General features: G+C 73.3%; 17 protein-coding genes and 1 tRNA gene. 12 read left to right on the forward strand and 6 right to left on the reverse strand.

The annotated features are described in order from the left end of the window. Positions 1 to 112: 112 nt before the first annotated feature. Positions 113 to 1,132, forward strand: a complete 1,020-nt coding sequence (gene sepX, locus OG861_RS18570) for a divisome protein SepX/GlpR (RefSeq protein ID WP_329195917.1) — start codon at positions 113 to 115, stop codon at positions 1,130 to 1,132. Positions 1,133 to 1,210: 78 nt separating this feature from the next. Next, positions 1,211 to 1,284 (forward strand) — tRNA-Ala (locus OG861_RS18575). Positions 1,285 to 1,427: 143 nt separating this feature from the next. Here OG861_RS18575 and OG861_RS18580 read toward each other — a convergent pair. Further along, positions 1,428 to 1,937, reverse strand: a complete 510-nt coding sequence (locus tag OG861_RS18580) for a GNAT family N-acetyltransferase (RefSeq protein ID WP_329195916.1) — start codon at positions 1,935 to 1,937, stop codon at positions 1,428 to 1,430. 38 nt (positions 1,938 to 1,975) lie between these two features. On the opposite strand from OG861_RS18580, the gene OG861_RS18585 reads away from it, so the two are divergent. Then, positions 1,976 to 2,779 (forward strand): exodeoxyribonuclease III, encoded by an 804-nt coding sequence (locus tag OG861_RS18585; protein ID WP_329195915.1) that lies wholly within the window; start codon positions 1,976 to 1,978, stop codon positions 2,777 to 2,779. Here the strand turns inward: OG861_RS18585 and OG861_RS18590 are convergent. Then, the gene (locus tag OG861_RS18590; RefSeq protein ID WP_329195914.1) at positions 2,761 to 3,459 is read right to left on the reverse strand and encodes a MerR family transcriptional regulator; all 699 of its coding nucleotides are present in this window, start codon (positions 3,457 to 3,459) and stop codon (positions 2,761 to 2,763) included. The genes OG861_RS18585 and OG861_RS18590 overlap by 19 nt on opposite strands. A 161-nt stretch (positions 3,460 to 3,620) precedes the next feature. Between OG861_RS18590 and OG861_RS18595 the strand changes: the two genes are divergently transcribed. Genes OG861_RS18595 through OG861_RS18605 form a run of 3 tightly spaced genes read left to right on the forward strand, consistent with a single transcriptional unit; the run spans position 3,621 to position 7,035 of the window. Next, entirely contained in the window at positions 3,621 to 5,198 is a 1,578-nt protein-coding gene (locus OG861_RS18595) for a flavin-containing monooxygenase (protein ID WP_329202259.1), read from the forward strand. Continuing rightward, the gene (locus OG861_RS18600) at positions 5,195 to 6,145 is read left to right on the forward strand and encodes an alpha/beta fold hydrolase (RefSeq protein WP_329195913.1); all 951 of its coding nucleotides are present in this window, start codon (positions 5,195 to 5,197) and stop codon (positions 6,143 to 6,145) included. Before OG861_RS18595 ends, OG861_RS18600 begins: the two co-directional genes overlap by 4 nt. Continuing rightward, the gene (locus OG861_RS18605) at positions 6,142 to 7,035 is read left to right on the forward strand and encodes an SDR family oxidoreductase (protein ID WP_329195912.1); all 894 of its coding nucleotides are present in this window, start codon (positions 6,142 to 6,144) and stop codon (positions 7,033 to 7,035) included. Before OG861_RS18600 ends, OG861_RS18605 begins: the two co-directional genes overlap by 4 nt. Positions 7,036 to 7,189: 154 nt before the next feature. Here the strand turns inward: OG861_RS18605 and OG861_RS18610 are convergent, their stop codons facing one another. Further along, entirely contained in the window at positions 7,190 to 10,528 is a 3,339-nt protein-coding gene (locus OG861_RS18610; protein WP_329195910.1) for a S41 family peptidase, read from the reverse strand. A 153-nt stretch (positions 10,529 to 10,681) separates the two neighbouring features. Between OG861_RS18610 and OG861_RS18615 the strand changes: the two genes are divergently transcribed. Both OG861_RS18615 and OG861_RS18620 read left to right on the forward strand, forming a co-directional pair. Then, entirely contained in the window at positions 10,682 to 11,272 is a 591-nt protein-coding gene (locus OG861_RS18615; protein ID WP_329195909.1) for a TetR/AcrR family transcriptional regulator, read from the forward strand. Between the two features lie 137 nt (positions 11,273 to 11,409). Next, positions 11,410 to 13,602 (forward strand): MMPL family transporter, encoded by a 2,193-nt coding sequence (locus OG861_RS18620; protein ID WP_329195907.1) that lies wholly within the window; start codon positions 11,410 to 11,412, stop codon positions 13,600 to 13,602. Positions 13,603 to 13,710: 108 nt separating this feature from the next. Here the strand turns inward: OG861_RS18620 and OG861_RS18625 are convergent, their stop codons facing one another. Continuing rightward, complete coding sequence (locus tag OG861_RS18625; RefSeq protein WP_329195905.1) at positions 13,711 to 14,097, reverse strand: SsgA family sporulation/cell division regulator; 387 nt, start codon at positions 14,095 to 14,097, stop codon at positions 13,711 to 13,713. Positions 14,098 to 14,278: 181 nt separating this feature from the next. On the opposite strand from OG861_RS18625, the gene OG861_RS18630 reads away from it, so the two are divergent. From OG861_RS18630 to OG861_RS18645, 4 genes are read left to right on the forward strand one after another with little or no spacing between them, the layout of a single operon-like run. Then, the gene (locus tag OG861_RS18630) at positions 14,279 to 15,334 is read left to right on the forward strand and encodes an energy-coupling factor ABC transporter permease (RefSeq protein WP_330261818.1); all 1,056 of its coding nucleotides are present in this window, start codon (positions 14,279 to 14,281) and stop codon (positions 15,332 to 15,334) included. A gap of 1 nt (position 15,335) precedes the next feature. Next, entirely contained in the window at positions 15,336 to 16,097 is a 762-nt protein-coding gene (gene cbiQ / locus OG861_RS18635; RefSeq protein WP_329195903.1) for a cobalt ECF transporter T component CbiQ, read from the forward strand. Beyond that, positions 16,085 to 16,861, forward strand: a complete 777-nt coding sequence (locus OG861_RS18640; protein ID WP_329195901.1) for an energy-coupling factor ABC transporter ATP-binding protein — start codon at positions 16,085 to 16,087, stop codon at positions 16,859 to 16,861. Before cbiQ ends, OG861_RS18640 begins: the two co-directional genes overlap by 13 nt. A 28-nt stretch (positions 16,862 to 16,889) precedes the next feature. After that, positions 16,890 to 18,059: a serine hydrolase domain-containing protein gene (locus OG861_RS18645; RefSeq protein ID WP_329195899.1), complete on the forward strand. Its 1,170-nt coding sequence runs from the start codon at positions 16,890 to 16,892 to the stop codon at positions 18,057 to 18,059. Between the two features lie 841 nt (positions 18,060 to 18,900). Here the strand turns inward: OG861_RS18645 and OG861_RS18650 are convergent. Both OG861_RS18650 and OG861_RS18655 read right to left on the reverse strand, forming a co-directional pair. Further along, complete coding sequence (locus tag OG861_RS18650; RefSeq protein WP_329195898.1) at positions 18,901 to 20,517, reverse strand: penicillin-binding transpeptidase domain-containing protein; 1,617 nt, start codon at positions 20,515 to 20,517, stop codon at positions 18,901 to 18,903. Between the two features lie 199 nt (positions 20,518 to 20,716). Beyond that, positions 20,717 to 22,483 carry a dolichyl-phosphate-mannose--protein mannosyltransferase gene (locus OG861_RS18655; protein ID WP_443056531.1) on the reverse strand — a complete coding sequence of 589 codons (1,767 nt, stop codon included), beginning with the start codon at positions 22,481 to 22,483 and terminating at the stop codon, positions 20,717 to 20,719. Between the last annotated feature and the right edge of the window lie 4 nt (positions 22,484 to 22,487).

Genomic DNA, 22,487 nt, shown 5'->3' on the forward strand with positions numbered 1-22,487 from the left:
CCATAACCTGATCCGAAGAATCACAAAAAAAGTCGGTGATATCAGCGAGATCGCGCGACACACCGGCTCAATTGGCCGATCCCCTCGCCCGCGTCCCTCTACGGTGTGGGGTGTGAGCAGCAGCGGCCTCATCTACGCAGTCATTGTCGGGGCCTGGGCCGCCTACTTGGTGCCCATGTGGCTCCGGAGGCAGGACGAGCTGAACGAAGCCCGTCCGACGGAACGCTTCTCCACTGCCATCCGGCTGCTTTCCGGCCGGGCGGGAATGGAGCGCCGTTACGCCAAGGGACTGCGTGAGCGCGGTGCCGAAGAGGTGGAACCCCAGCCCCACGCGGACCCGGACGCGGCGACGGAAACGGTGAATTCCGTGGAAGCCGACGCCCGGGCTTTCGTCGTGCCCCCGACCAGGGCGGAACCGAGGTCGGCCGGCGCGCAGCGGGCGGAGCGGGCCCGGCGCGAGCAGCGCCTCCAGGTCCTCGCCCGCCGCAGGCGCACCACCGCGCTGCTCTTCCTGGTCTTCACCCTGGGCGCGGTCGTCGCCGCGGTCGGCGGCCTGCGCTTCCTGTGGGCGCCGGCCGTCCCCGCGCTGCTGCTGAGCGCCTACATCGTGCACCTGCGGGTCCAGGAGCGGCGGCGCTACGAGTTCACCATGGACCGCCGGCGCGCGGAGGCGGCCGCCCGGCGGCTGCGCGAGCACCACTCGCGCCGACGCGAGTCGGAGGCCGCGGCCGGCGCCGAACCGGATCCCGCGCCGCCGGTGTCCCCGCAGGAGGCGGGGCGGCGCGCGGTGGTGGAGCAGACCGACCACGCCGAGTGGGTGGACCAGCAGCGCGAGCGCGAGCGGGGCCCGGCGCGCGGCGACAGCTGGGAGCCGGTCCCGGTCCCGCTGCCGACCTACGTGACGGCCCCGGTCGCCCCCCGCGCCACCGGTCCGGCGGCCCCCGACGCCTGGAGCGCGACCCGCTCCAGCACCGCGGAGCCGACCGAACCCCGCCTGCGCGCCCAGCCGGGCCCGCCGAAGCCCGCGGCGGCGGAACCGAAGCCCCCGCGCCCCCGCGGCCGCGAGCGCGGCCGCACCCCGCTCTTCGACCAGTACGAGGGCGAGTCCCGCCCCCGCGCCGCGAACGAGTGATCGGTGACCTGCGCGGACGCTCCCGAGAACCGGTTTTGGAGCACCCGCGCGGGGATGCTAATGTTTCACACGTCGCAAGGGCCTGTGGCGCAGTCTGGTAGCGCACCTCGTTCGCATCGAGGGGGTCTGGGGTTCAAATCCCCACAGGTCCACAGACGACAGTTCCCGGGTTGCTCCCGGGAACGTCACGAGATCCCGTCCGGTCGAAAGACCGGACGGGATCTCGGCGTTTGCGGGGTCGTACCGTCGGCCGGGGGCACGCCGGGGAGCCCCCGCCCGGCGGACCCGCGGAGCGTCAGCGGGTCAGGGGGGAGCGGGTCAGGGGCTTGGCCATGCAGACGCTGGACTCGTACGTGCGGTAGTAGCCGAACTTGGGGCAGTCGTCGTAGCCCGAGGAGCGGTAGAGGGCTATGGCTTCCGGTTGTTGGTCGCCGGTTTCGAGGACCATGCGCAGGCGCCCGGCCTCGCGGGCGTCGGTTTCGAGGAGCGCGAGGATGCGGCGGGCCAGGCCCAGGCCGCGGGCCTCGGGGATGACGTACATGCGCTTGAGTTCCGCGTCGCCGTCGCGGTAGCCCTCCGGGCTCTCGTCGCGGGCGCGCCAGCCGCCGCTCGCGACCGGGGCGCCGGTTGTGTCGTAGGCCACGAAGTACAGGCCGTTCGGCGGGGCGAACATCGCCGGGTCGAGGACGGTCGCGTCGCCCTCCCCCTCGTAGCGGGCCCGGTATTCGAGCTGGACCTGGTCGTCGAGCTTGACCGCGTCCGGGTGGTCGTACGGCACGGCGCGCAGGGTAATCCCGTGAGACATCGGAACATCGTACGGAACGCTCCCGCTATCGTGCGGGGATGCTCACCGTGACCACCGTGAATGTGAATGGGATCCGCGCCGCAGCGAAGAAGGGCTTCGTGGAGTGGCTCGCCGGGTCCGACGCCGACGTCGTGTGCCTCCAGGAGGTACGGGCCGAGGAAGAGCAGATCCCGGTGGAGGCGCGGGAGCCCGAGGGGTGGCACACCGTGTTCGCCCCGGCCGCCGTCAAGGGCCGGGCCGGGGTCGCGCTCTACACGCGCCGGGCGCCCGAGCGGGTGCAGATCGGCTTCGGGAGCGCCGAGTTCGACGGCTCCGGCCGGTACGTCGAGGTGGACCTGCCCGGGGTGACCGTGGCGAGCCTGTACCTGCCGTCCGGAGAGGCGGGCACGGAGAAGCAGGACGAGAAGTACCGGTTCATGGAGGAGTTCATCGCCCACCTCGCCGAGCTCAAGGTGCGGGCCGCCGCCGACGGGCGCGAGGTCGTGGTCTGCGGCGACTGGAACATCTGCCACCGGGAAGCGGACCTCAAGAACTGGAAGACCAACCGCAAGAACGCCGGTTTCCTGCCCGAGGAACGGGAGTGGCTCGGCAACGTGTACCAGGAGGCCGGCTACGTCGACGTCGTGCGCGTGCTGCACCCGGACACCGACGGGCCGTACTCCTGGTGGTCCTACCGCGGCCGCGCCTTCGACAACGACGCCGGCTGGCGCATCGACCTCCAGGTGGCCACCCCGGGGCTGGCGGGACGCGCGGTGAAGGCGTGGGTGGAGCGGGCCGAGACGCACCCGGAGCGGTGGTCGGACCACGCCCCCGTGACGGTGGTCTACGAGCTGGGGTCCTGAGCTCCGGAGGGCCCCGACGCCCCGGGTGCCCCCGGGGCCAGCAGGCGGTCCATCGCCATGGTGAGCTCCGCCTCGACCACGCTCTTGGCGAGCGGACGCAGCCGGGGCAGGGCGTCCTGCGTCAGGTGCGCGGAGATCAGCTCCGTGAACAGGGCCGCCATCGCGTCGGCGTGCGCGCGCACCCGGCGGCCGGTCTCCAGCACCGCGGCCAGCGGGACGCCCTCGCGGACCAGCGCCGAGGAGACCTCCAGCAGACGGCGGCTGACGTGCACGATCTCGTCGCCGTCGACGGCGAGGTAGCCGAGGTCCAGGGAGGCCGCCAGGTTCTCCGGGGTGACCTCCCCCTCGAAGTAGTCGGCCAGCGCCTCGGGCGTCAGCCGTACCGGGGTCTCCTCCGACCAGCCGATGCCGAGCAGCTCGCCGAGCTGGCCGACGTCGCGGCCGTGTTCGAAGGCGGCCGTGAGCTCGGCGATCCCGCCGAGGGTGTGACCGCGTTCCAGGAGGGCGGCGATGGTGCGCAGCCGGGCGAGGTGGTGCTCGTCGTACCAGGCGATCCGGCCTTCGCGGCGGGGCGGTGGGAGGAGCTTGCGCTCGCGGTAGAAGCGCAGGGTGCGCACCGGGATGCCGGCCGCCTCGGCCAGCTCCTCCGTACGGTATTCGTGTGTCTTTTCTTCCGCCACATGCGCAGCGTAGGGCGTACCCGCAGTAACTTTCCCGGCGAGACCCCTACCCATGGGTACGGGGCTGCTCTACCCTCCCGATTGTGCCAGTGATTGCTGGCAGTGTTCGATGACGGTGCGGGCTGGGACTGTGGAAGCGGAAGGCGGCGGGCATGGGCGGCATGGACGGGCGCGAGCACGTGCGGGTGGCGGTGATCGGCTCCGGGTTCGGCGGGCTGGGCGCGGCGGTACGGCTGCGGCGCGAGGGGATCACGGACTTCGTCGTGCTGGAACGGGCCGGCTCGGTCGGCGGGACGTGGCGCGACAACAGCTATCCCGGGTGCGCGTGCGACGTCCCCTCGCACCTGTACTCCTTCTCCTTCGCGCCCAACCCGGACTGGCCCCGGACCTTCTCCGGGCAGCCCGCCATCCGCGCGTACCTGGAACACGTCGCCGACACCTTCGGGCTGCGCCCGCACATCCGGCTGGACTCCGAGGTGCGGATGATGCGCTGGGACGCCGAGGAGCTGCGCTGGGAGATCGAGACCCCCGCCGGTGAACTGACCGCCGACGTGGTGGTGTCGGCGACCGGGCCGCTGTCGGACCCGAAGGTGCCGGAGGTCCCGGGGCTGGACACGTTCCCCGGGAAGGTCTTCCACTCCGCCCGCTGGGACCACGACTACGACCTGCGCGGCAAGCGCGTCGCGATGATCGGCACCGGCGCCTCGGCGATCCAGATCGTGCCCGCCATCGCCCCCGACGTGGAGCGCCTGACGCTGTTCCAGCGGACCCCGCCGTGGGTGATGCCCCGCACGGACCGGGCGATCTCCACCGCCGAGCGCTGGCTGCACCGCCAGCTGCCGTTCACCCGGGCGGCGCGGCGCGGGCTGCTGTGGGGGATCCGCGAACTCCAGGTCAGCGCCTTCACCAAGCGGCCCGGTCAGCTCGGGCTGATCGAGTCCCTGGCCAAGGCCAACATGGCGCGCTCGATCAAGGACCCGCAGCTGCGGGCCAAGCTGACCCCCTCCTACCGGATCGGCTGCAAGCGGATCCTGCTGTCCAGCGAGTACTACCCGGCGCTCGCCCGGCCCAACGTGGACCTGGTGGCCTCCGGGCTGGCGGAGGTCCGGGGCAGCACGCTGGTGGCGGCGGACGGGACCGAGACCGAGGTGGACGCCGTCGTCTTCGGCACGGGCTTCCACGTCACCGACATGCCGATCGCCGACCGGGTGGTGGGCGCCGGCGGCGAGACGCTGGCGGACGCGTGGAAGGACGGGATGCAGGCGCTGCGCGGGGCGACGGCGGCCGGCTTCCCCAACTGGATGACGATCATCGGGCCCAACACCGGGCTCGGCAACAGCTCGATGATCCTGATGATCGAGTCGCAGCTGAACTACATGGCCGACTACCTGCGCCAGCTGGACGTGCTCGGCGGCCGGGCCGCCCTCGCCGCCAGGCCCTCGGCGGTGGGTGCCTGGAACCGGCGCGTCCAGGCCCGGATGGAACGGACGGTCTGGAACACCGGCGGCTGCACCAGCTGGTACCTGGACGCCGGCGGCCGCAACACGACCGTCTGGCCGGGCACCACGGGCGAGTTCCGGCGCGAGACGCGCTCGGTCGACCTCGCGGAGTACGAGGTCGTACGCGTCCGGGAGCGGGACCGCGAGCGGGTCCCGGCCGTCAAGGCGGCGGTCCCGGCGCCCGCGGTCCCGGCGCCCACCGCCCCCGCCGCCGCTCCCGTCGAGGAGGGCGCGGCATGAGGCGCCCGGCGTACGTCACCTCCGGCCGGTACGCGCCCCCGCCCGCCCGGCGCGAACTGGTCGCCGTCTCCGCCGACGGGGCCCGGCTGCACGTCGAGGTCCACGGCGACGAGGACGCCCCGCCCGTGGTCCTCTCCCACGGCTGGACCTGCTCCACCGCCTTCTGGGCCGCCCAGATACGCGACCTGGCCCGGGACCACCGGGTCATCGCCTACGACCAGCGCGGCCACGGGCGCAGCCCCGCCGGGCGCTGGTACACCACCTCCGCGCTCGCCGACGACCTCCTCGCGGTACTGGAGGCCACCCTCGCCCCCGGTGAACGGGCCGTCGTCGCGGGCCACTCCATGGGCGGCATGACGATCATGGCCGCCGCCGGGCGGCCGGGGTTCGCCGAGCGCGTCGCGGCCGCCCTGCTGTGCAGCACCGGCAGCGCGCGGCTCGTCGCGGAGGCGCTGGTCCTGCCGGTGCGCGCCGGGCGCGCGCGGACCCGTATCACCGGCGCGATCCTCGGATCCCGCGCCCCGCTCGGACCCGTCACGCCGGTCGGCAAGCGCGTGCTGAGGTACGCCACGATGGGCCCCGCCGCCACGCCGGACCAGGTCGAGGCCTGTGCGCGCATCGTGCACGGCTGCCCCACCGGCGTCCGGTACGCCTGGTCGCAGGTGCTCGCCGGGCTCGACCTGGAGGCCGACCTGGCCTCGCTGACCGTGCCCACCGCCGTCATCGGCGGCACGAACGACCGGCTGACCCCGATCCTGCACGCCCGTGCCCTCGCCGCCGCGCTGCCCGACTGCGCCGGCCTCACCGAGCTGCCCGGCATGGGCCACATGACCCCGATCGAAGCGCCGGAGGCCGTCACCCGCGTGATACGCGAGCTGGCCGCCCGCCGCCCGGCGCAGCACCGACCCGACACCACGCAGGCCACCCTGAAGGAGAAGACGCCGTGAGCGCTCGCAGGAGTCTGGAAGGCCAGGTCGCCGTCGTCACCGGCGCCGCCCGCGGGGTCGGTGAGCTCCTGGCCCGCAAACTGTCCGCGCGCGGCGCGAAGGTCGCCCTGGTCGGGCTGGAGCCGGAGGCCCTCAAAGAGGTCTCCGAACGGCTGCACACCGACAGCGACCACTGGCACGCCGACGTCACCGACCACGAGGCGATGGCCCGCGTCGCGCAGGAGGTCAAGCAGCGCTTCGGCAAGGTGGACGTCGTCGTCGCCAACGCGGGCGTCGCCTCCGGCGGGCCGTTCGCCGACTCCGACCCCGACGCCTGGCGCCGGGTGATCGAGGTCAACCTGATCGGCGGGGCCGTGACCGCCCGCGCCTTCCTGCCGGTACTGACGGAGAGCCGCGGCTACTTCCTCCAGATAGCCTCCCTCGCGGCGATCACCCCGGCGCCGATGATGACGGCGTACTGCGCCTCCAAGTCCGGGGTCGAGGCGTTCGCGCACTGCCTGCGCGCCGAGGTCGGCTACAAGGGCGTCAAGGTGGGCGTCGGCTACCTCTCCTGGACCGACACCGACATGGTGCGCGGCGCGGACCAGGACGAGGTCATGCGGGAGTTGCGCGGCCGGCTGCCGTGGCCGGCGAACCGCACCTATCCCCTCGGGCCGGCCGTCGACCGGATCGTGGCCGGCATCGAGCGGCGCTCGGCGCACGTGTACGCGCAGTGGTGGCTGCGGGGCACGCAGGGCGTACGGGGATACCTCCCGGCGCTGATCGCGGCCGGCGGCCGTCGGGAGATGCGGCACTTCGAGCCCCGGCTGGCCGGCATCCCGCGGGGGCTGGTCGGCGCCGGGGGCGCCGCCGACGAGCAGGAGCGGACGGCGGACGCGCCGCGCGGCTGACCGGGCCGGCCCGAGGGGCGCGGAGACACAGGGGCGCAGAGGGCTGTGGGGCCCGGGGGCGCGGCCCGTTGCGGCGGGCCGCGCCCCCGCGCCCGGGCCCTCGGTGGAGCCGTGCCCGCGCGCCTACGCCCTCGGTGGAGCCGTGCCCGCGCGCCTACGCCCTCGGCGGTAGCTTCGGCCGGCGCAGGTCCGGCACGTCCTCGTAGCCGGGCGGGACCGCTGCCGGGTCCTGCTCCAGCAGCTCCAGCGCCAGGTGCACGGCGTCGTCCAGCTGCGCGTGCCGCCCCTCCGCCCAGTCGAGCGGGGTGCGCAGGATCGCGAGGTCCGGCTCCACGCCGTGGTTCTCCACCGACCAGCCGTACTCCGGGAACCACGCCGCGTTCATCGGGACGGTGATCACCGTGCCGTCGCCCAGGGTGTGCCGGCCGGTCATCCCGACCACCCCGCCCCAGGTGCGCTGGCCGACGACCGGCCCGAGCCCCAGCAGCTTGAACGCCGCCGTGATCATGTCCCCGTCGGAGGAGGTCGCTTCGTCGGCCAGTGCCACGATCGGACCCCGGGGCGCGTTCGAGGCGTACGAGACCGGCTGCGCGCCCCGCGTGAGGTCCCAGCCGAGGATCGACCGGGTCAGCTTCTCCACCACCAGCTCGCTGATGTGCCCGCCCGCGTTGCCGCGCACGTCCACGATCAGCGCGGGCCGCGACATCTCCATCCGCACGTCCCGGTTGAACTGGGCCCAGCCCGAGCCGCCCATGTCGGGGATGTGGAGGTAGCCGCACTTGCCGCCGCTGAGCTCCCGGACCACCGCCCGCCGCTTGGAGACCCAGTCCTGGTAGCGCAACGGCCGTTCGTCGACGAGCGGGACGACCGCGACCCGGCGCGCCCGGCCCTCCCCCTCGGCCGGCTCGAAGGTCAGCTCGACCGTGGTGCCGCCCGCCGCCGACAGCAGGGGGTACGGCCCCGCCACCGGATCGACCGCGCGGCCGTCGACGTGGGTGAGGACCGCGCCCTCGCGGATGCCGGTGCCGGCGAGCGGGGAGCGGGCCTTGGAGTCCGAGGACTCGCCGGGCAGGATCCGCGACACGGTCCAGGCGCCGTCGCGGGGGACGAGGTTGGCGCCGAGGAGGCCGATGGCCCGCTGGTAGTGCGGGGGGCCCTCGTTGCGGCGCGCGGGGGAAACGTAGGCGTGGGAGGTGCCGAGCTCGCCGAGCACCTCGCGCATCAGGTCCGCGAACTCGTCGGGGGACGCGACCCGTTCGACCAGGGGGCGGTACTGGCGCAGCACCCCGTCCCAGTCGATGCCGCACATGTCCGGCTCCCAGAAGTAGGCGCGGATCAGCCGGCCCGCCTCCTCAAAGGCCTGGCGCCATTCGGCGGCCGGGTCGACCTCGTGCAGGATGCGCCGCAGGTCCAGGTAGACGGTGGAGTCGCTGTCGCCCGACTCGGTCGCCGGGACCGCGCGGAGGTCGCCGTCGTCGTTGACCACCAGCCGGGTGCCGTCCCCGCTGACCGCGAACCAGTCCAGCCCCGAGGCCAGCTCGGTCTTGCGCGCCTTAGTGATGTCGAAGTACTCCAGAGTCGGCTTGCCGGTCATGTCCGCCGGGTTGGCGAAGGTCTCGCCGAGCGCGCCCGAGATCGGCCAGCGCAGCCAGACCAGCCCGCCGCCGTGCACGGGGTAGAGGGCGGAGTACTTCGACGCGGCGACCGGGAAGGGCGTCACCCGGCTCTCCAGCCCCTCCACTTCCACCGTCACGGCGCCGTCGCCCTCGCCCGACTCGCCCTCCACCGGGTCGAGTCCGCCGGCGGCGGGCCTGCCGTCGGGGGTGAACGCGAACGGGGAAGGAGTGGCCGAGGACAGGGGCACCAGGTACGGGCGGCAGCCCAACGGGAAGGACAGGTCGCCGGTGTGCACGTCGTACACCGGGTCGAAGCCGCGCCACGACAGGAAGGCGAGGTAGCGGCCGTCCCGGGTGAAGACCGGGTTCTCGTCCTCGAAGCGGCCGTTGGTGACGTCGACGACCGTACGGGGGCCGGGGCCGGCGATCCGCGCCATCTTGATCTGGCGCAGCGACCGCCCGATGCCGGGGTGCGACCAGGTCAGCCAGCAGCCGTCGGGGGAGAACGCCAGGTCGTTGACCGGGCCGTTGACGGACCGCACCAGCTCGGTGACCTCGCCGCCGGAGCCGCCCGATCCGCCCGAGCCTTCGGACTCCTCCGCCTCCTCCGGCTCCTCCGTGGCGTCGATGAGCAGCAGCCGCCCGTCGTTCGAGGCGATCGCCAGGCGCTCCCCGTCCGGGTCGGACACCAGTTCCAGGACCCGGCCCAGTTTCCCGGAGGCCAGCCGGCGCGGCTGCCGGGGCCCTGAGGCGCGGGGCAGGTAGGCGATCTCGATGGCGTCCTCGCCCTCGGCGTCCGTCACGTACGCGACCTGTCCGCCGCTGCCGAGCATCTCCGGCAGCCGCACGCGCACGCCCGGGGTGTCGGCGATGGTGCGGGCCGGGCCGTCGCGGTGGGTGAGCCAGTACAGGCTGCCGCGCACGACCACGGCGCTGGCCCGCCCGGTCGTGTCGACGGAGAGCGAGTCGACGTGGCTGGCGGCCGGCACCTGGTACGTACGCCGCCCCGCGCGCGGGCCGCCGAGGCGGACGTCGAGCCGCCGCGGCGAGGCGTCGGGGGCCAGGGAGTCGACGAGCCACAGGTCGCCCGCGCACTGGTAGACGACCCGGGTGCCGTCGCTGGAGGCGTGGCGGGCGTAGAACTCCTCGTGGTCGGTGTGGCGCCGCAGGTCGGTGCCGTCGGGCAGGCAGGAGTAGAGGTTGCCGATCCCCTCGTGGTCGGAGAGGAAGGCGATCCGGCCGTCCACGAACATGGGCGAGTCGAGGTGGCCCTCGATGTCCTCCAGCAGCCGGGTCCCGTGCAGCCAGAGCCGGCCGGTGGCACCGCCCCGGTAGCGCTTCCAGGCCGCCGGCTCGTGCGGCGGCTTGCCCGTGAGCAGCAGGGTGCGCCGCTCGGGGGTGCCGTTGGCGCCCGGGACGTCCTGGACGGCGATGTCGGAGACCGGGCCCCAGGGGAGCCGGCCGCCGGGGCTGCCGTCGGTGGGCAGGCAGTAGGCCCAGGAGTAGTAGGAGAAGGGCTGGCCGTGCGAGGAGACGGCCAGGATGTCGCTGCGGCCGTCCTTGTCCGGCGGGGTCCAGCAGCAGACCCGGGTGTCGGTGGAACCCCAGTAGCTCAGTCTGCGGGCGGGCCCGCCGTCCACGGGGGCGAGGTGGATCTCCGGGTCGAGGCTGCGCCAGGTGGTGAAGGCGATGTGGCGCCCGTCGGGGGAGAAGCGCGGGTGCCCGACCCGCGTCCGGTCGACGGTGATCCGCCAGGCCCGGCCGGCGGTGGCGCCGGGCGGGACGAGGGGCGCCACCCAGAGGTCGTCTTCGGTGGCGAAGCACAGGAGGTCGTCGTGCAGGTGCGGGTATCGGAGGTACGCGCCGTCGTGACTCACCCCCCAATGCTTTCCGCGCGGCGGGGCCCTGGCAACTCGTACAGGTGATCCATGCCACGGGCTCGAGCGAAACGGAACGGTTTCGTTTCGATCGGCGCCGGGGTATGGTTCGAGGAGTACGAAACGGTTCCGTTCGGATGGGAGGAAGCGGAGATGCTCGAAGAGGTCTCGTCGCGGCGCACCCGGATCACCCCCGAACGGGAAGCCGAACTCCACGGAGCGGTCCTGGACCTGCTGCGCGAGGTCGGCTACGAGGCGCTGACCATGGACGCGGTCGCCGCCCGTACGAGGTCCAGCAAGGCGACCCTCTACCGCCAGTGGGGGAGCAAGCCGGAGCTGGTCGCGAAGGCCCTGCGGTGCACCAAGCCGGTCTCCCTGCGGGAGATCGACACCGGCAGTCTGCGCGGGGACTTCGCCCTCATGGTCGAGCACTCCGACGACGCGCAGATGGCCAAGGACACCGCCCTGATGCGGGGCCTGGCCCACGCCGTCCACGAGAGCCCGGAGCTCCACAAGGCGCTGCGGGACCTGCTGGTGGACCCCGAGATCAACGGTCTGCAGATGATGCTGCGGCGGGCGGTGGACCGGGGGGAGATCGCCCCGGACTGCCCGGCGCTCGACTTCGTACCGCACATGCTCATCGGGGCGTTCATCGCGCTCCCGCTGATCGAGGACCGCCCGGTGGACCGGGCTTTCCTCGGTTGCTTCATCGACGCCGTGGTGTTCCCCGCCCTCGGCGTCTGATCCTTCCCCCACCCTCCCCGGGGTGGGTCCGCTGCTCCTGACACGCCGCTCTCGTCGTCGGGTCGGCTCTCCATGCCCTCGGGGGGCGCCCACGGCGCCCCCACCCACTCCACGACCCGAACGGGAGAACCACCGACGTGGCCACCTTCCTCTACCGACTCGGCAGGGGCGCCTTCCGGCGCCGTCGCTTCGTCGCCCTCGTCTGGGTGGCACTGCTGTTCGCCGCCGGTTTCGGCGCGGCGTCGGCGTCCGCCCCCACCTCAGGCTCGTTCTCCATACCCGGCACGGAGGCCCAGAAGGCCTTCGACCTGCTGGAGCAGCGCTTCCCGGGCATGACCGCCAACGGCGCGACCGCCCGCATCGTCATCAAGGCCCCGGACGGCGCCAAGGTCACCGACCCGGCCCCCAAGGCCCAGGTCGAGAAGATCGTCTCCGGGCTCAAGGGCGGCGCCGGCGCCGACCAGATCGCCTCGGTCGACGACCCGTACCAGTCCAAGGCGATCAGCCAGGACTCCCGTACTGCCTACATCAGCACCAAGTACAAGGTCAGCGGCATGGAGCTGACCGACGCGACGCGCGAGGCGCTCAAGGAGTCCGGGAAGGACGCGCAGGCGGCCGGGCTGACCGTCGAGATCGGCGGTGACGCGCTGATGACGGCGCCCGAGACCGGCTCCGGCGAGGTCATCGGCATCCTGATCGCGGCCGTCGTCCTGGTCATCACCTTCGGCTCGCTGATCGCGGCCGGACTGCCGCTGCTGACCGCGCTGATCGGCGTGGGCATCGGCGTCTCCTCCATCACGGCGCTCGCCAACGTGCTGGACCTCGGCTCCACCACCTCCACCCTCGCGATGATGATCGGCCTCGCCGTCGGCATCGACTACGCCCTCTTCATCGTCTCCCGCTACCGCGCGGAGCTCGCCGAGGGCCGTGAGCGCGACGAGGCTGCGGGCCGGGCTGCCGGAACCGCCGGTTCCGCCGTGGTGTTCGCCGGTCTGACCGTGGTCATCGCCCTCGTGGGTCTGGCCGTCGTCAACATCCCGATGCTGACGAAGATGGGCTTCGCTGCCGCCGGCACCGTCGTCATCGCGGTCCTCGTCGCCCTCACCCTGGTCCCGGCCATCCTCGGCTTCGCGGGCAAGAAGGTCCTGCCTGCCGGTACGAAGAGCCGGCTGTTCGGCAAGGGCAAGCCGGCCGGCGCCGAGCCCAAGGCCAACGGCGGCACCCGCTGGGCACGCTTCGTCCTGCGCCGCCCGGTCCTGGTGCTGCTGGCCGGTGTGATCGGCCTCGGCGCCATCGCGATCCCGGCGGGCAAGCTGGAGATGGGCCTGCCGGACGACGGCGCCCAGCCGGTGTCCACCAGCCAGCGCCGGGCGTACGACCTGCTGTCCGACGGCTTCGGCCCGGGCTTCAACGGCCCGCTGATGGTGGTCGTGGACGGCGACAAGGCGCTCGCGGACAAGACGGTCGACCGGATCAAGGGTCTGGACGGCGTGGCCGTGGTCACCCCGCCGATGCCGAACAAGGCAGGCGACGCGGCGATCATCAACGTGATCCCGAAGGACCGCCCGTCCTCCACCGCGACCGAGGACCTCGTCCACACCATCCGCGACGGCAGCGGCGACGACGTCCTCGTCACCGGCGCGACCGCGATGAACATCGACTTCTCGCAGAAGATGAACGACGCGCTGGTGCCCTACCTCGCGCTCGTCGTCGGTCTCGCCTTCCTGCTGCTGATGCTGGTGTTCCGCTCGATCCTCGTGCCGCTCAAGGCGGCCCTCGGCTTCCTGCTGTCGGTCGTCGCGGCCCTCGGCGCGGTCGTCGCGGTCTTCCAGTGGGGCTGGCTCGGCTCGCTCTTCGGGGTCGAGCAGACCGGCCCGATCATGTCGATGATGCCGATCTTCATGGTGGGCGTCGTCTTCGGCCTGGCGATGGACTACGAGGTCTTCCTGGTCACCCGGATGCGCGAGGCGTACGTGCACGGCGAGCGCCCGGGGCAGGCCGTGGTGACCGGCTTCCAGTACAGCGCGCGGGTGGTCGTGGCCGCCGCCGTCATCATGATCGCGGTGTTCTCGGGCTTCATCGGGGCCAGCGAGCAGATGGTCAAGATGATCGGCTTCGGCCTGGCCGTGGCGGTCTTCTTCGACGCCTTCGTGGTCCGCATGGCCATCGTCCCGGCGGTGCTCGCGCTGCTCGGGCACAAGGCGTGGTGGCTGCCGAAGTGGCTCGACCGGATCCTGCCGAACGTGGACGTGGAGGGCGAGAGCCTGCGCAAGCACCTCGGGGAGTCCGCGCACGGTCCGGACAAGGACCGGGAGCTCGTCAACGCCTGACGTTGCGCCGCACGGGTGAACGACCGGCCCCGCACCGCCTGATCGCCAGGTGGTGCGGGGCCGGTCCGTCGTGCGTGTGCGGCCCGGACGGGCCCCGGGCCGTCTCGTCTAGCGGGCGGCGGCGAACGTACGGCGCAGGAAGCGGCGCAGCGCGGCGCAGTCGAACTGGACGACGGCCACACCCTCGGGCGAGTGGAACTCCACGATCACCTGCACCCGGCCGCAGGGCCAGACGCGTACGTCGCCGGTCCCGCTCGGGGCCAGCAGGCCCGCCTCCAGCAGGGCGCGGGGGAAGACCCACTCGTTGTCGGTGCCCTCGGGGGACACCCCCGCGGGGAAGACGATCCGGACGGCGAGCGGCTCATCGGGTACGAAGCGCAGGGCGACCGGAATGGCACGGTAGAGCGGATCGTCGGTGATCACGCGGGCGCGGACCCGTTCCTCGACTGCGGTCCTGGTGGCGGTCGCGTGGGGATTCTCGGCGGTGGCTGACATCTCCAAGACTCCTCCATATTGGGACATATGGGTCCGTATTTCCCCCAGCCTCGCACACTTCCACGAAACCGCCCGCTTCTCTTCGTACGCTGCGCGCTCTTGCCAACGGTTCGCAACTGGGCATTAGTCTTGAACGGTTAAACACTGTTGCGAGTCAACCGCAGGAAGCGGAGCGAAACCCATGCACGTGCCCGACGGCTTCATCGATGCCCCCGTCTCCATAGCCGCAGGTGTCGCAGCCGCCGGAGCGGTGGCCGTCAGCCTGCGTGGTGCCCGCCGTGAGCTCGAGGACAGCGCCGCGCCGCTCGCCGGACTGGTGGCGGCCTTCATCTTCGCCGTGCAGATGCTGAACTTCCCCGTCGCCGCCGGCACCAGCGGACACCTGCTCGGCGGCGCGCTCGCCGCGATACTCGTCGGCCCCTACACCGGTGTGCTCTGCGTGTCGGTGGTGCTGCTCATGCAGGGCGTGCTCTTCGCCGACGGCGGTCTGACCGCCCTCGGCGTCAACGTCATGAACATGGCCGTCGTCACCGTCCTCGTCGCCTACGCCGTCTTCCGCGGCCTGGTGAAGGTCCTGCCCAAGACCCGCCGCTCGGTCACCGCCGCCGCCTTCACCGGCGCACTTGTGTCCGTACCCGGCGCGGCCGTCATGTTCACCCTCGTCTACGCCCTCGGTGGCACCACCGACGTACCGCTCGCCAAGGTGTTCACCGCCATGGTCGGCGTGCACGTCCTCATCGGCATCGGCGAGGCGGTCATCACCGCCGCGACGGTCGGCGCGGTGCTCGCCGTACGCCCCGACCTGGTGCACGGCGCGCGCGGACTGAGCACGCCGCTCAAGCTGCGCGTCGGCGGTGAACTGGTCGACGCCCCCGCCGCCGCCCCTGCCGCGCCCGTCTCCGGTCCCCGCTCCACCAAGCCGGTGTGGATCACCGGGCTGGTCACCGCCCTCGTGCTCGCCGGTTTCGTCTCCTACTACGCCTCCGCCAGCCCGGACGGCCTGGAGAAGGTCGCCGCCGACAAGGGCATCGACCAGAACGAGCGGGAGCACGCCGCCGCCAACTCCCCGCTCGCCGACTACAGCGTCAAGGACGTCGCCGACACCCGTCTCTCCGGCGGCCTCGCGGGCGTCATCGGCGTCGGCGCGACCGTCGCCGTCGGCACCGGGATCTTCTGGAGCGTGCGCCGCCGCCGCGCGGAAGACCTGACGGCCACCTCGACCTCGGCCGCCGGCTGACATGGGCGCGGGCCACAGCCACAAGCTCTACCGCCACGGGCACTCGGCGGTGCACGCGCTGCCGCCGCAGTGCAAGCTCGTCGCCGCCTTCACCTTCGTGGTGGTCGTCGTCTCCACACCCCGCGGGGCGGTGTGGGCGTTCGCCCTCTACGCCGTCCTGCTCGCCGCGGTCGCGGCAGCGGCCCGGATCCCGGCCGGCTTCCTGCTGCGGCGGCTGCTGATCGAAGTACCGTTCGTCGCCTTCGCGGTCCTCATGCCCTTCGTGGCGCAGGGCGAGCGGGTCGAGGTGCTCGGCGTCCCGCTGAGCGTCTCCGGCCTGTGGGGCGCCTGGAACGTGCTGGCCAAGGGCACCCTGGGAGTGGCCGCCTCCGTGCTGCTCGCGTCGACGACCGAACTGCGGGCGCTGCTGCTCGGCATGCAGCGGCTGAAACTCCCGCCGCTGCTGGTCCAGATCGCCACCTTCATGATCCGGTACGGCGACGTGATCACCGGTGAGCTGCGGCGGATGTCCATCGCCCGGCGCTCGCGCGGCTTCGAGGCGCGCGGCGTGCGGCACTGGGGGGTACTGGCCAAGACCGCCGGCTCGCTGTTCATCCGTTCCTACGAGCGCGGCGAGCGGGTCTACCTCGCGATGGTCAGCCGCGGCTACGCCGGTTCGATGCCGGTGATCGACGACATCGCGGCCTCGCGCGCCCAGTGGGCGCACGCGGCCGTACTCCCGGTGACGGCCCTCGCCGTCTGTCTGATGGGATGGACGCTGTGACCACCGAAGCACCCTCTCTCGAAGTCTCCGGCCTCGCGTACGCCTATCCCGACGGGCATCAGGCCCTCTTCGGGGTCGACCTGACCGTCGGGCGCGGGGAACGGGTGGCGCTGCTCGGCCCCAACGGCGCGGGCAAGACCACCCTCGTACTCCACCTCAACGGCATCCTGGGCGGTGGCGTCGGCAAGGTGAGCGTGGCCGGGCTGCCCGTGGAGAAGCGGAACTTCGCCGAGGTCCGGCGGCGCGTCGGGATCGTCTTCCAGGACCCCGACGACCAGCTGTTCATGCCGACGGTGCGCGAGGACGTGGCCTTCGGCCCGGCGGCGGCCGGGATGCGGGGCGCGGAACTCCAGGCGCGGGTGGCCGAGGCGCTGGAGCAGGTGGGGATGGCCGCGTTCGCGGACCGGCCGCCGCACCACCTGTCCTTCGGGCAGCGCCGCCGGGTGGCGGTGGCGACCGTACTCGCGATGCGTCCGGAGATCCTCGTACTGGACGAGCCGTCCTCCAACCTCGACCCGGCGTCGCGGCGCGAGCTGGCGGACATCCTGCGCTCGCTGGACGTGACGGTCCTGATGGTGACGCACGACCTGCCGTACGCGCTGGAGCTGTGCCCGCGCGCGGTGGTCCTCAGCGAGGGGGTCATCGCGGCCGACGGGCGCACGCAGGACCTGCTGTGCGACGAGGAGCTGATGCGGGCGCACCGGCTGGAGCTGCCGTTCGGCTTCGACCCGCGGTCGGTGACGCTGCCGGCGGCCGCGGCATAAGTGCCCGCGGCCGGTTGTTGGACCGCTCGTGGACATCCAGGGTGAGGTGACGGAGGGCTTCGAGCCCGTCCGGGACGCTTTCGTACGCAACTTCGAGGTGCTCGGGGACCGGGGCGCGGCCGTCACCGTGTACCGGGACGGGCGCCGGGTCGTCGACCTGTGGGCCGGGACGAAGGACGCGGACGGCGGCGGGCCCTGGGAGGCGGGGACCGCGCAGGTGGTGCGGTCCGCGACCAAGGGCGTGGCGGCGGCGGTGCCGCTGCTGCTCCACCAGCGGGGGCTGCTGGACCTCGACGCGCCGGTGGGGGCGTACTGGCCGCAGTTCAAGGCGGGCGGCAAGGACCGCGCGCTGGTCCGGGACCTGCTCGCCCACCGGGCGGGGGTGCCCGCGCTGGACCGGCCGCTGAGCCCGGCCGAGGCCGTCGACGGGGTCTCGGGGGCGCGGGCCGTCGCCGAGCAGCAGGCCTTCTGGGAGCCGGGCACCGAGCACGGCTACCACGCACAGACGTACAGCTGGCTGCTGTCGGAACTGGTGCTGCGGGTGACCGGGGAGTCGATGGGCACCTGGCTGGCCCGGGAGGTCACGGGCCCGCTGGGGCTGGACTTCTGGATCGGTCTGCCGGAAGCGGAAGCGGAGGCGGGCCGCGTCGGGCGGGTGGGGGCCGTGGAGCCGCCGGAGCCGGCGGGGGGCCTTCGCACGCGCCCGCGGCGAAACGTTTCGCAGGCGTACGCGGACCCCTCCTCCCTGACCCGGCGCGCCTTCGGGGCGATAGCCCCGCTGCCGGACGAGAACGCCCCCGAGTACCGCGCGGCGGAGCTGCCCGCCTCGGCGGGGATCGGGACGGCGCGGGCGCTGGCCGGGTTCTACGCGGCGCTGCTGGGGGACACCGAGGACGGCGCGCGGCTGTTCACCCCCGAGACGGCGGTGCTGGCGTCCCGCGAGCTGTCGTCGGGGCCGGACCGGGTGCTGGTGGTGAACACCCGCTTCGGCCCGGGTTACATGCTGCACGGCCCGGCGTCGCCCCTGCTGTCCCCGGCGTCGTTCGGCCACCCGGGCCGGGGCGGTTCCCTGGCGTTCGCCGACGCGGAGGCGGGCATCGGCTTCGGCTACGTCACGAACTCCCTGGCCAAGTCGGTCACGGCGGACCCCCGCCCCCAGGCCCTGATCCGCGCCCTCGGCGCATCGCTGTCGGCCTGACGCCCCGCGGGGGGGCCGGGCGCCGCCCGGCCGGCCGGGCCGGCGGTGGCCGGCCGACGTGACCCCGGCGGCCCTCGAAAGGACCGCGTCGCGGCCGAGGGGGGCCTGCCTGCCCCTACGCGCCTGCCCCTACGCGCCTGCCTCGCACGTTCGGCCGGGACGACCCTGACGCCTACGGGGCGGGCCGAAGGGGCCGGCCGGGCCGGGCGGGCTGAGGGGGCGGAGCGAGCCGACCGGGCTGGACGGCCTGAATGGCCTGAGCAGGCTGCCGGGCACCTGGGCCGCCTGGGCCGGCTGGGCTGAGCCGGCGCGCCGTCGCGCGCCCTTGCCCGAGCCGACCGGGCGCGCCCCGGTACTGCCGGGCACCTGGCCGCGCTGCGGGCGGGCCGGTTCCAGGCGAGCTGGCTGACGGAGACGCGGGCCCGCTCGCCGGCTCCCGGGTGGTCCGAGTCGGGCAGGTGGGGGGCGTCACGGTGCTGGGCCCGGTCAGGCGAGCCGCTCTCGCCGTGGCACGGGCAGAGACCCGGCGGCTGCCCCTACCCGGCACGCGGCGCAACCCGTCCTGGTCCTGGACCTCCACCCGTGACCCAGGCCCGCTCCGGGCCCCGAGGCGGGTACGACGACCGGGGCGGCGCCCCCAGCGGTCGGGCCTGGCGACCGGCCGCGCACGGCCGAAGGGCGGCGGTGGCGCCGCCCCGCCGGAGTCCGCCCGGCGTCCGCCGGACGGAGTCCGGCGCAGCGGCGCGAAGCCCGGGAGGCCCGCCAGGGCCGATCGGCGCGAGCGGCGCGTGAAGAGTCACGTGGCCCGCCAGGGCCGATCGGCGCGAGCGGCGCGTGAAGATCAAGAGGCCCGGAGCACCGCTGCGACGATGGGGCCCGCCGCGTCCGCGCCGTGGCCGCCCGCTTCGACCATGGCGGCCGCCGCCACGTCGTCGCTGAACCCGGTGAACCAGCTGTCCGGGCTGACCCCGTCCACCTCCGCGGAGCCGGTCTTGGCGCCCTTGTCGCCGCCGACCGAGGACATCACGCCCGCCGCCGTCCCGCTCGACGCGGTCAGCCGCATCATCGACACCAGTTGCTGCCGCACCGACGGCTTCATCCCCCGCGCCGCCGCCGCGACCGGCCGCCCGTCCAGCTCCGCCGGGACCAGCAGCGGCTGGTGGAACTGCCCGCTGCGCGCCGTGGCCGTGAGGGAGGCGACGTTCAGCGGGTTCATGGTGATGTCGCCCTGCCCGATGTACTCGGCCGCCGCCTCCGCGCCCGAGGTGACGGGGACCTTGCCGTCGACCGACTTGACGCCCGTCTTCCAGTCCAGGCCTATGCCGAAGACCTCCTTCGCCTCCTTCGCCAGCGCCGCGTCGTCCTTGACGTCGTCGATCTGCTTGATGAAGGCGGTGTTGCAGGACTTGGCGAAGCTCGTCGCGAAACTCGCGCCGGGCAGCTCGAAGTCGTTCAGGTTGTGGAACGTACGGCCGCCCCAGGCCGCCTCCTTGACGCACTCCGCCGGTTTGTCGGCGGCCGCCTTGCCCCGGTCGAGCAGCATCGCCGCCGTCACGATCTTCATCGTCGAGCCGGGGGCGCGGGCGCCCTGCATGGCCGCGTTGAAGCCGTCCTTGCGGTTGTTCGCCACGGCCAGGACGTGCCCCGTGCTGGGCTGGACGGCGACCACCGACGACTCCGGGTACCGGGCGACGGCCTTCTCCGCCGCCGCCTGCACCCGCGCGTCCAGGTAGGTCGTGAGCGTGGCGGGCTCGCCCTCCGCCAAGGTCAGCAGCGTCCGCTGCGGCGTGCCGGCGACGGCCGGCTCGATGAACAGCGCCGCACCGGGTTTGCCGCCCGCCTTCGCGCCGTACGTCCGCGTCAGCTCGGCGAGGACCGGGCCCAGCGAGGGGTACTTCTCCGCCGTCAGCTCCTCGCCCCTGTGGTCCACGGCCTTGACCGGTGCGCCCGCGGGCGCACCGACGCGCAGCCGTTCACCCTTCTGGAGCTGCGGGTGGACGACCGAGGGCTGCCAGTCGACCAGCGCCTTCCCGGTGGAGACGCCGCGTACGACGGTCAGCTGGGAGTCGTAGGCGAGGGGCTTGGTCGTGCCCTCGTACGTGACCTCCGCCTCGACCTTGAACGGCACGGTGGTGCCGTTCGGCGTGCCGGGGGTGATCACGGCCTTCGACACGTACGCCTTGGCCGCGAAGTCCGCGACCGCGGTCTGCGCCTCCAGCGCGTTGTTCGTCAGGTCGGCGGCCGCCCGGGAGTCCCCCGAGGCCCAGGCGGCGAGGAAGTCCTTCGCGGTCTTCTCGGTCTCCTTCTGGCTCGGCGGCCCGGTCTCCTTGGTGGAGGCCCTCATTCCCGTCGCCCCGCCGGCGTCCTCCCCGACCAGCGCGTACACCCCGTACCCGGCCCCGCCGACCATCGCGAGGAACACCCCGCCGACGATGGCACCCTTCGCCGCCCCGTTCACTTGCGTCCCCTCCCCGGGCCCCAGTCCCTGAACATGTTCAAGAACCCTTGGTGCGGACCTTACGCGCTGCGAAACCCCCGGACACGCCTTGTTACCGGACCGGAACGTCCTGGCCGATTCCCGCCCCCACGGACGAGGTCCGGCCCCCTGACGGCGCCGGACCCCGTCCGAAGTCGCTTCACCCAGGTCCCCCGGCTCTTCAGACCCAGGTGTCCAGCCACATGCGGCCGCGCCAGGAGTCCATCGGGATGCTCTCGCCCGTGTAGATCGGCCAGAAATAGATGAAGTTCCAGATGATCAGCAGGACCAGGACACCCGCGCCGATCGCGCCCAGGGCGCGGCGGCGCTCCGAGGAGCCCGCCGGGCCGAGGAGGGCGCCGATCATCATCGTCACCGCCAGGCACAGGTACGGGACGAAGACCACCGCGTAGAAGAAGAAGATCGTCCGCTCCTGGTAGTTGAACCACGGCAGCAGACCCGCGGCCAGTGCGCACGCGATCGCGCCCGCCCGCCAGTCGCGGCGGAAGAACCACCGCCACAGCACGTACAGCAGCGCGAAGCAGCCCGCCCACCACAGCAGCGGGGTCCCCATGGCCAGCACCTCGCGGGCGCACTTGGCCGTCTCGGTCGCCGGGCAGCCGTCCGTGCCGGGCGCGGGGGACTCGTAGAAGTAGGAGACGGGCCGGCCCAGCACCAGCCAGCTCCACGGGTTCGACTCGTACGTGTGACCCGAGGTCAGGCCCACGTGGAACTTGTACACCTCGGTCTCGTAGTGCCACAGGCTGCGCAGCCACTCCGGCAGCCACGACAGCGAACTGCCCTGGTCGTGCTTGGCGGCCCAGTCGCGGAAGTAGCCGCCCTTGCCGTCGTCCGCGCTCATCAGCCAGCCCGTCCAGGACGCCAGGTAGACGGCGATCGCCACCGGCACCGTCGACAGGAACCCCGGCAGCGCGTCCCGGCGCAGCATCGCCGCGTACGGGGCGCCCGCGCCCGCCGTGCGGCGCGCGGCCGCGTCCCACAGCACCGTCAGCAGGCCGAAGAAGGCCAGGACCACCAGGCCGTTCCACTTCGTGCCGAACGCCAGGCCCAGGCAGACGCCTGCCAGGAGCCGGTACGGGCGCCACCCCAGCCGCAGCGTCTGCGCGACGACCGCGTCCGGCCGGGCGCGGCCGTCGCCGTCCACCGGCAGCGCCGCCGCCAGCCGCGCCCGCGTCCGGTCGCGGTCGATGACCAGCGCCCCGAAAGCGGCCAGCACGAAGAACATCAGGACCAGGTCGAGCAGCGCGGTCCGGCTCATCACCAGGTGCAGCCCGTCCACCGCCAGCAGCGCACCGGCCAGGCAGCCCAGGAACGTCGAGCGGAACAGCCGCCGGCCGATCCGGCACAGCATCAGGACCGACAGGGTGCCCAGCACCGCGGTCATGAACCGCCAGCCGAACGGATCGAAACCGAACATCCACTCGCCGAGGCCGATCACCCACTTCCCGACCGGCGGGTGGACGACGTAGCCCGGCTCCAGCGGCAGCGCGACCCCGCCCGGGTCGGCGAGGATCGACTTGTCGACGTCCTTGGGCCAACTCGCCTCGTAGCCCTGCCGGATCGTGGCCCACGCGTCCTTCGCGTAGTACGTCTCGTCGAATATCACCGCCTTCGGGCTGCCCAGGTGCGTGAACCGCAGCACTCCCGCCACCAGCGTCACGAGCAGCGGACCCACCCACGCCATGACGCGCTGCCAGCGCTCGCGCGCCGCGACGGGCACGCCGAGCGCCGTCCACAGCTGCTCGGAGGGCCGCGCGTACGCAGGCACGAGGCGGGTGCGGACGTCCGCGCCCCGCGCGCGCGGGGCGTAGCCGAAGCCGCGCAGGCGGCGGAGCCAGACGGGCGGCTCGGGTTCGGGGCCGCGGCCGCCCGGCGGGACGGGCGGGGCCCCCGCGGGGCTGGGCGGCGGCGTCGCGGTACTGGTCACCGGA

The organism is Streptomyces sp. NBC_00539, assembly GCF_036346105.1.
Taxonomy (GTDB): domain Bacteria; phylum Actinomycetota; class Actinomycetes; order Streptomycetales; family Streptomycetaceae; genus Streptomyces.

Bases quoted from the DNA above. Each gene is read 5' to 3' on its own strand.
- OG861_RS18580 (WP_329195916.1), bottom strand. From the start codon at position 1,937: ATGTCTCACGGGATTACCCTGCGCGCCGTGCCGTACGACCACCCGGAC.
- OG861_RS18585 (WP_329195915.1), top strand. From the start codon at position 1,976: ATGCTCACCGTGACCACCGTGAATGTGAATGGGATCCGCGCCGCAGCG.
- OG861_RS18595 (WP_329202259.1), top strand. From the start codon at position 3,621: ATGGACGGGCGCGAGCACGTGCGGGTGGCGGTGATCGGCTCCGGGTTC.
- OG861_RS18600 (WP_329195913.1), top strand. From the start codon at position 5,195: ATGAGGCGCCCGGCGTACGTCACCTCCGGCCGGTACGCGCCCCCGCCC.
- OG861_RS18615 (WP_329195909.1), top strand. From the start codon at position 10,682: ATGCTCGAAGAGGTCTCGTCGCGGCGCACCCGGATCACCCCCGAACGG.
- OG861_RS18625 (WP_329195905.1), bottom strand. From the start codon at position 14,097: ATGTCAGCCACCGCCGAGAATCCCCACGCGACCGCCACCAGGACCGCA.
- OG861_RS18630 (WP_330261818.1), top strand. From the start codon at position 14,279: ATGCACGTGCCCGACGGCTTCATCGATGCCCCCGTCTCCATAGCCGCA.
- cbiQ (WP_329195903.1), top strand. From the start codon at position 15,336: ATGGGCGCGGGCCACAGCCACAAGCTCTACCGCCACGGGCACTCGGCG.
- OG861_RS18640 (WP_329195901.1), top strand. From the start codon at position 16,085: ATGGACGCTGTGACCACCGAAGCACCCTCTCTCGAAGTCTCCGGCCTC.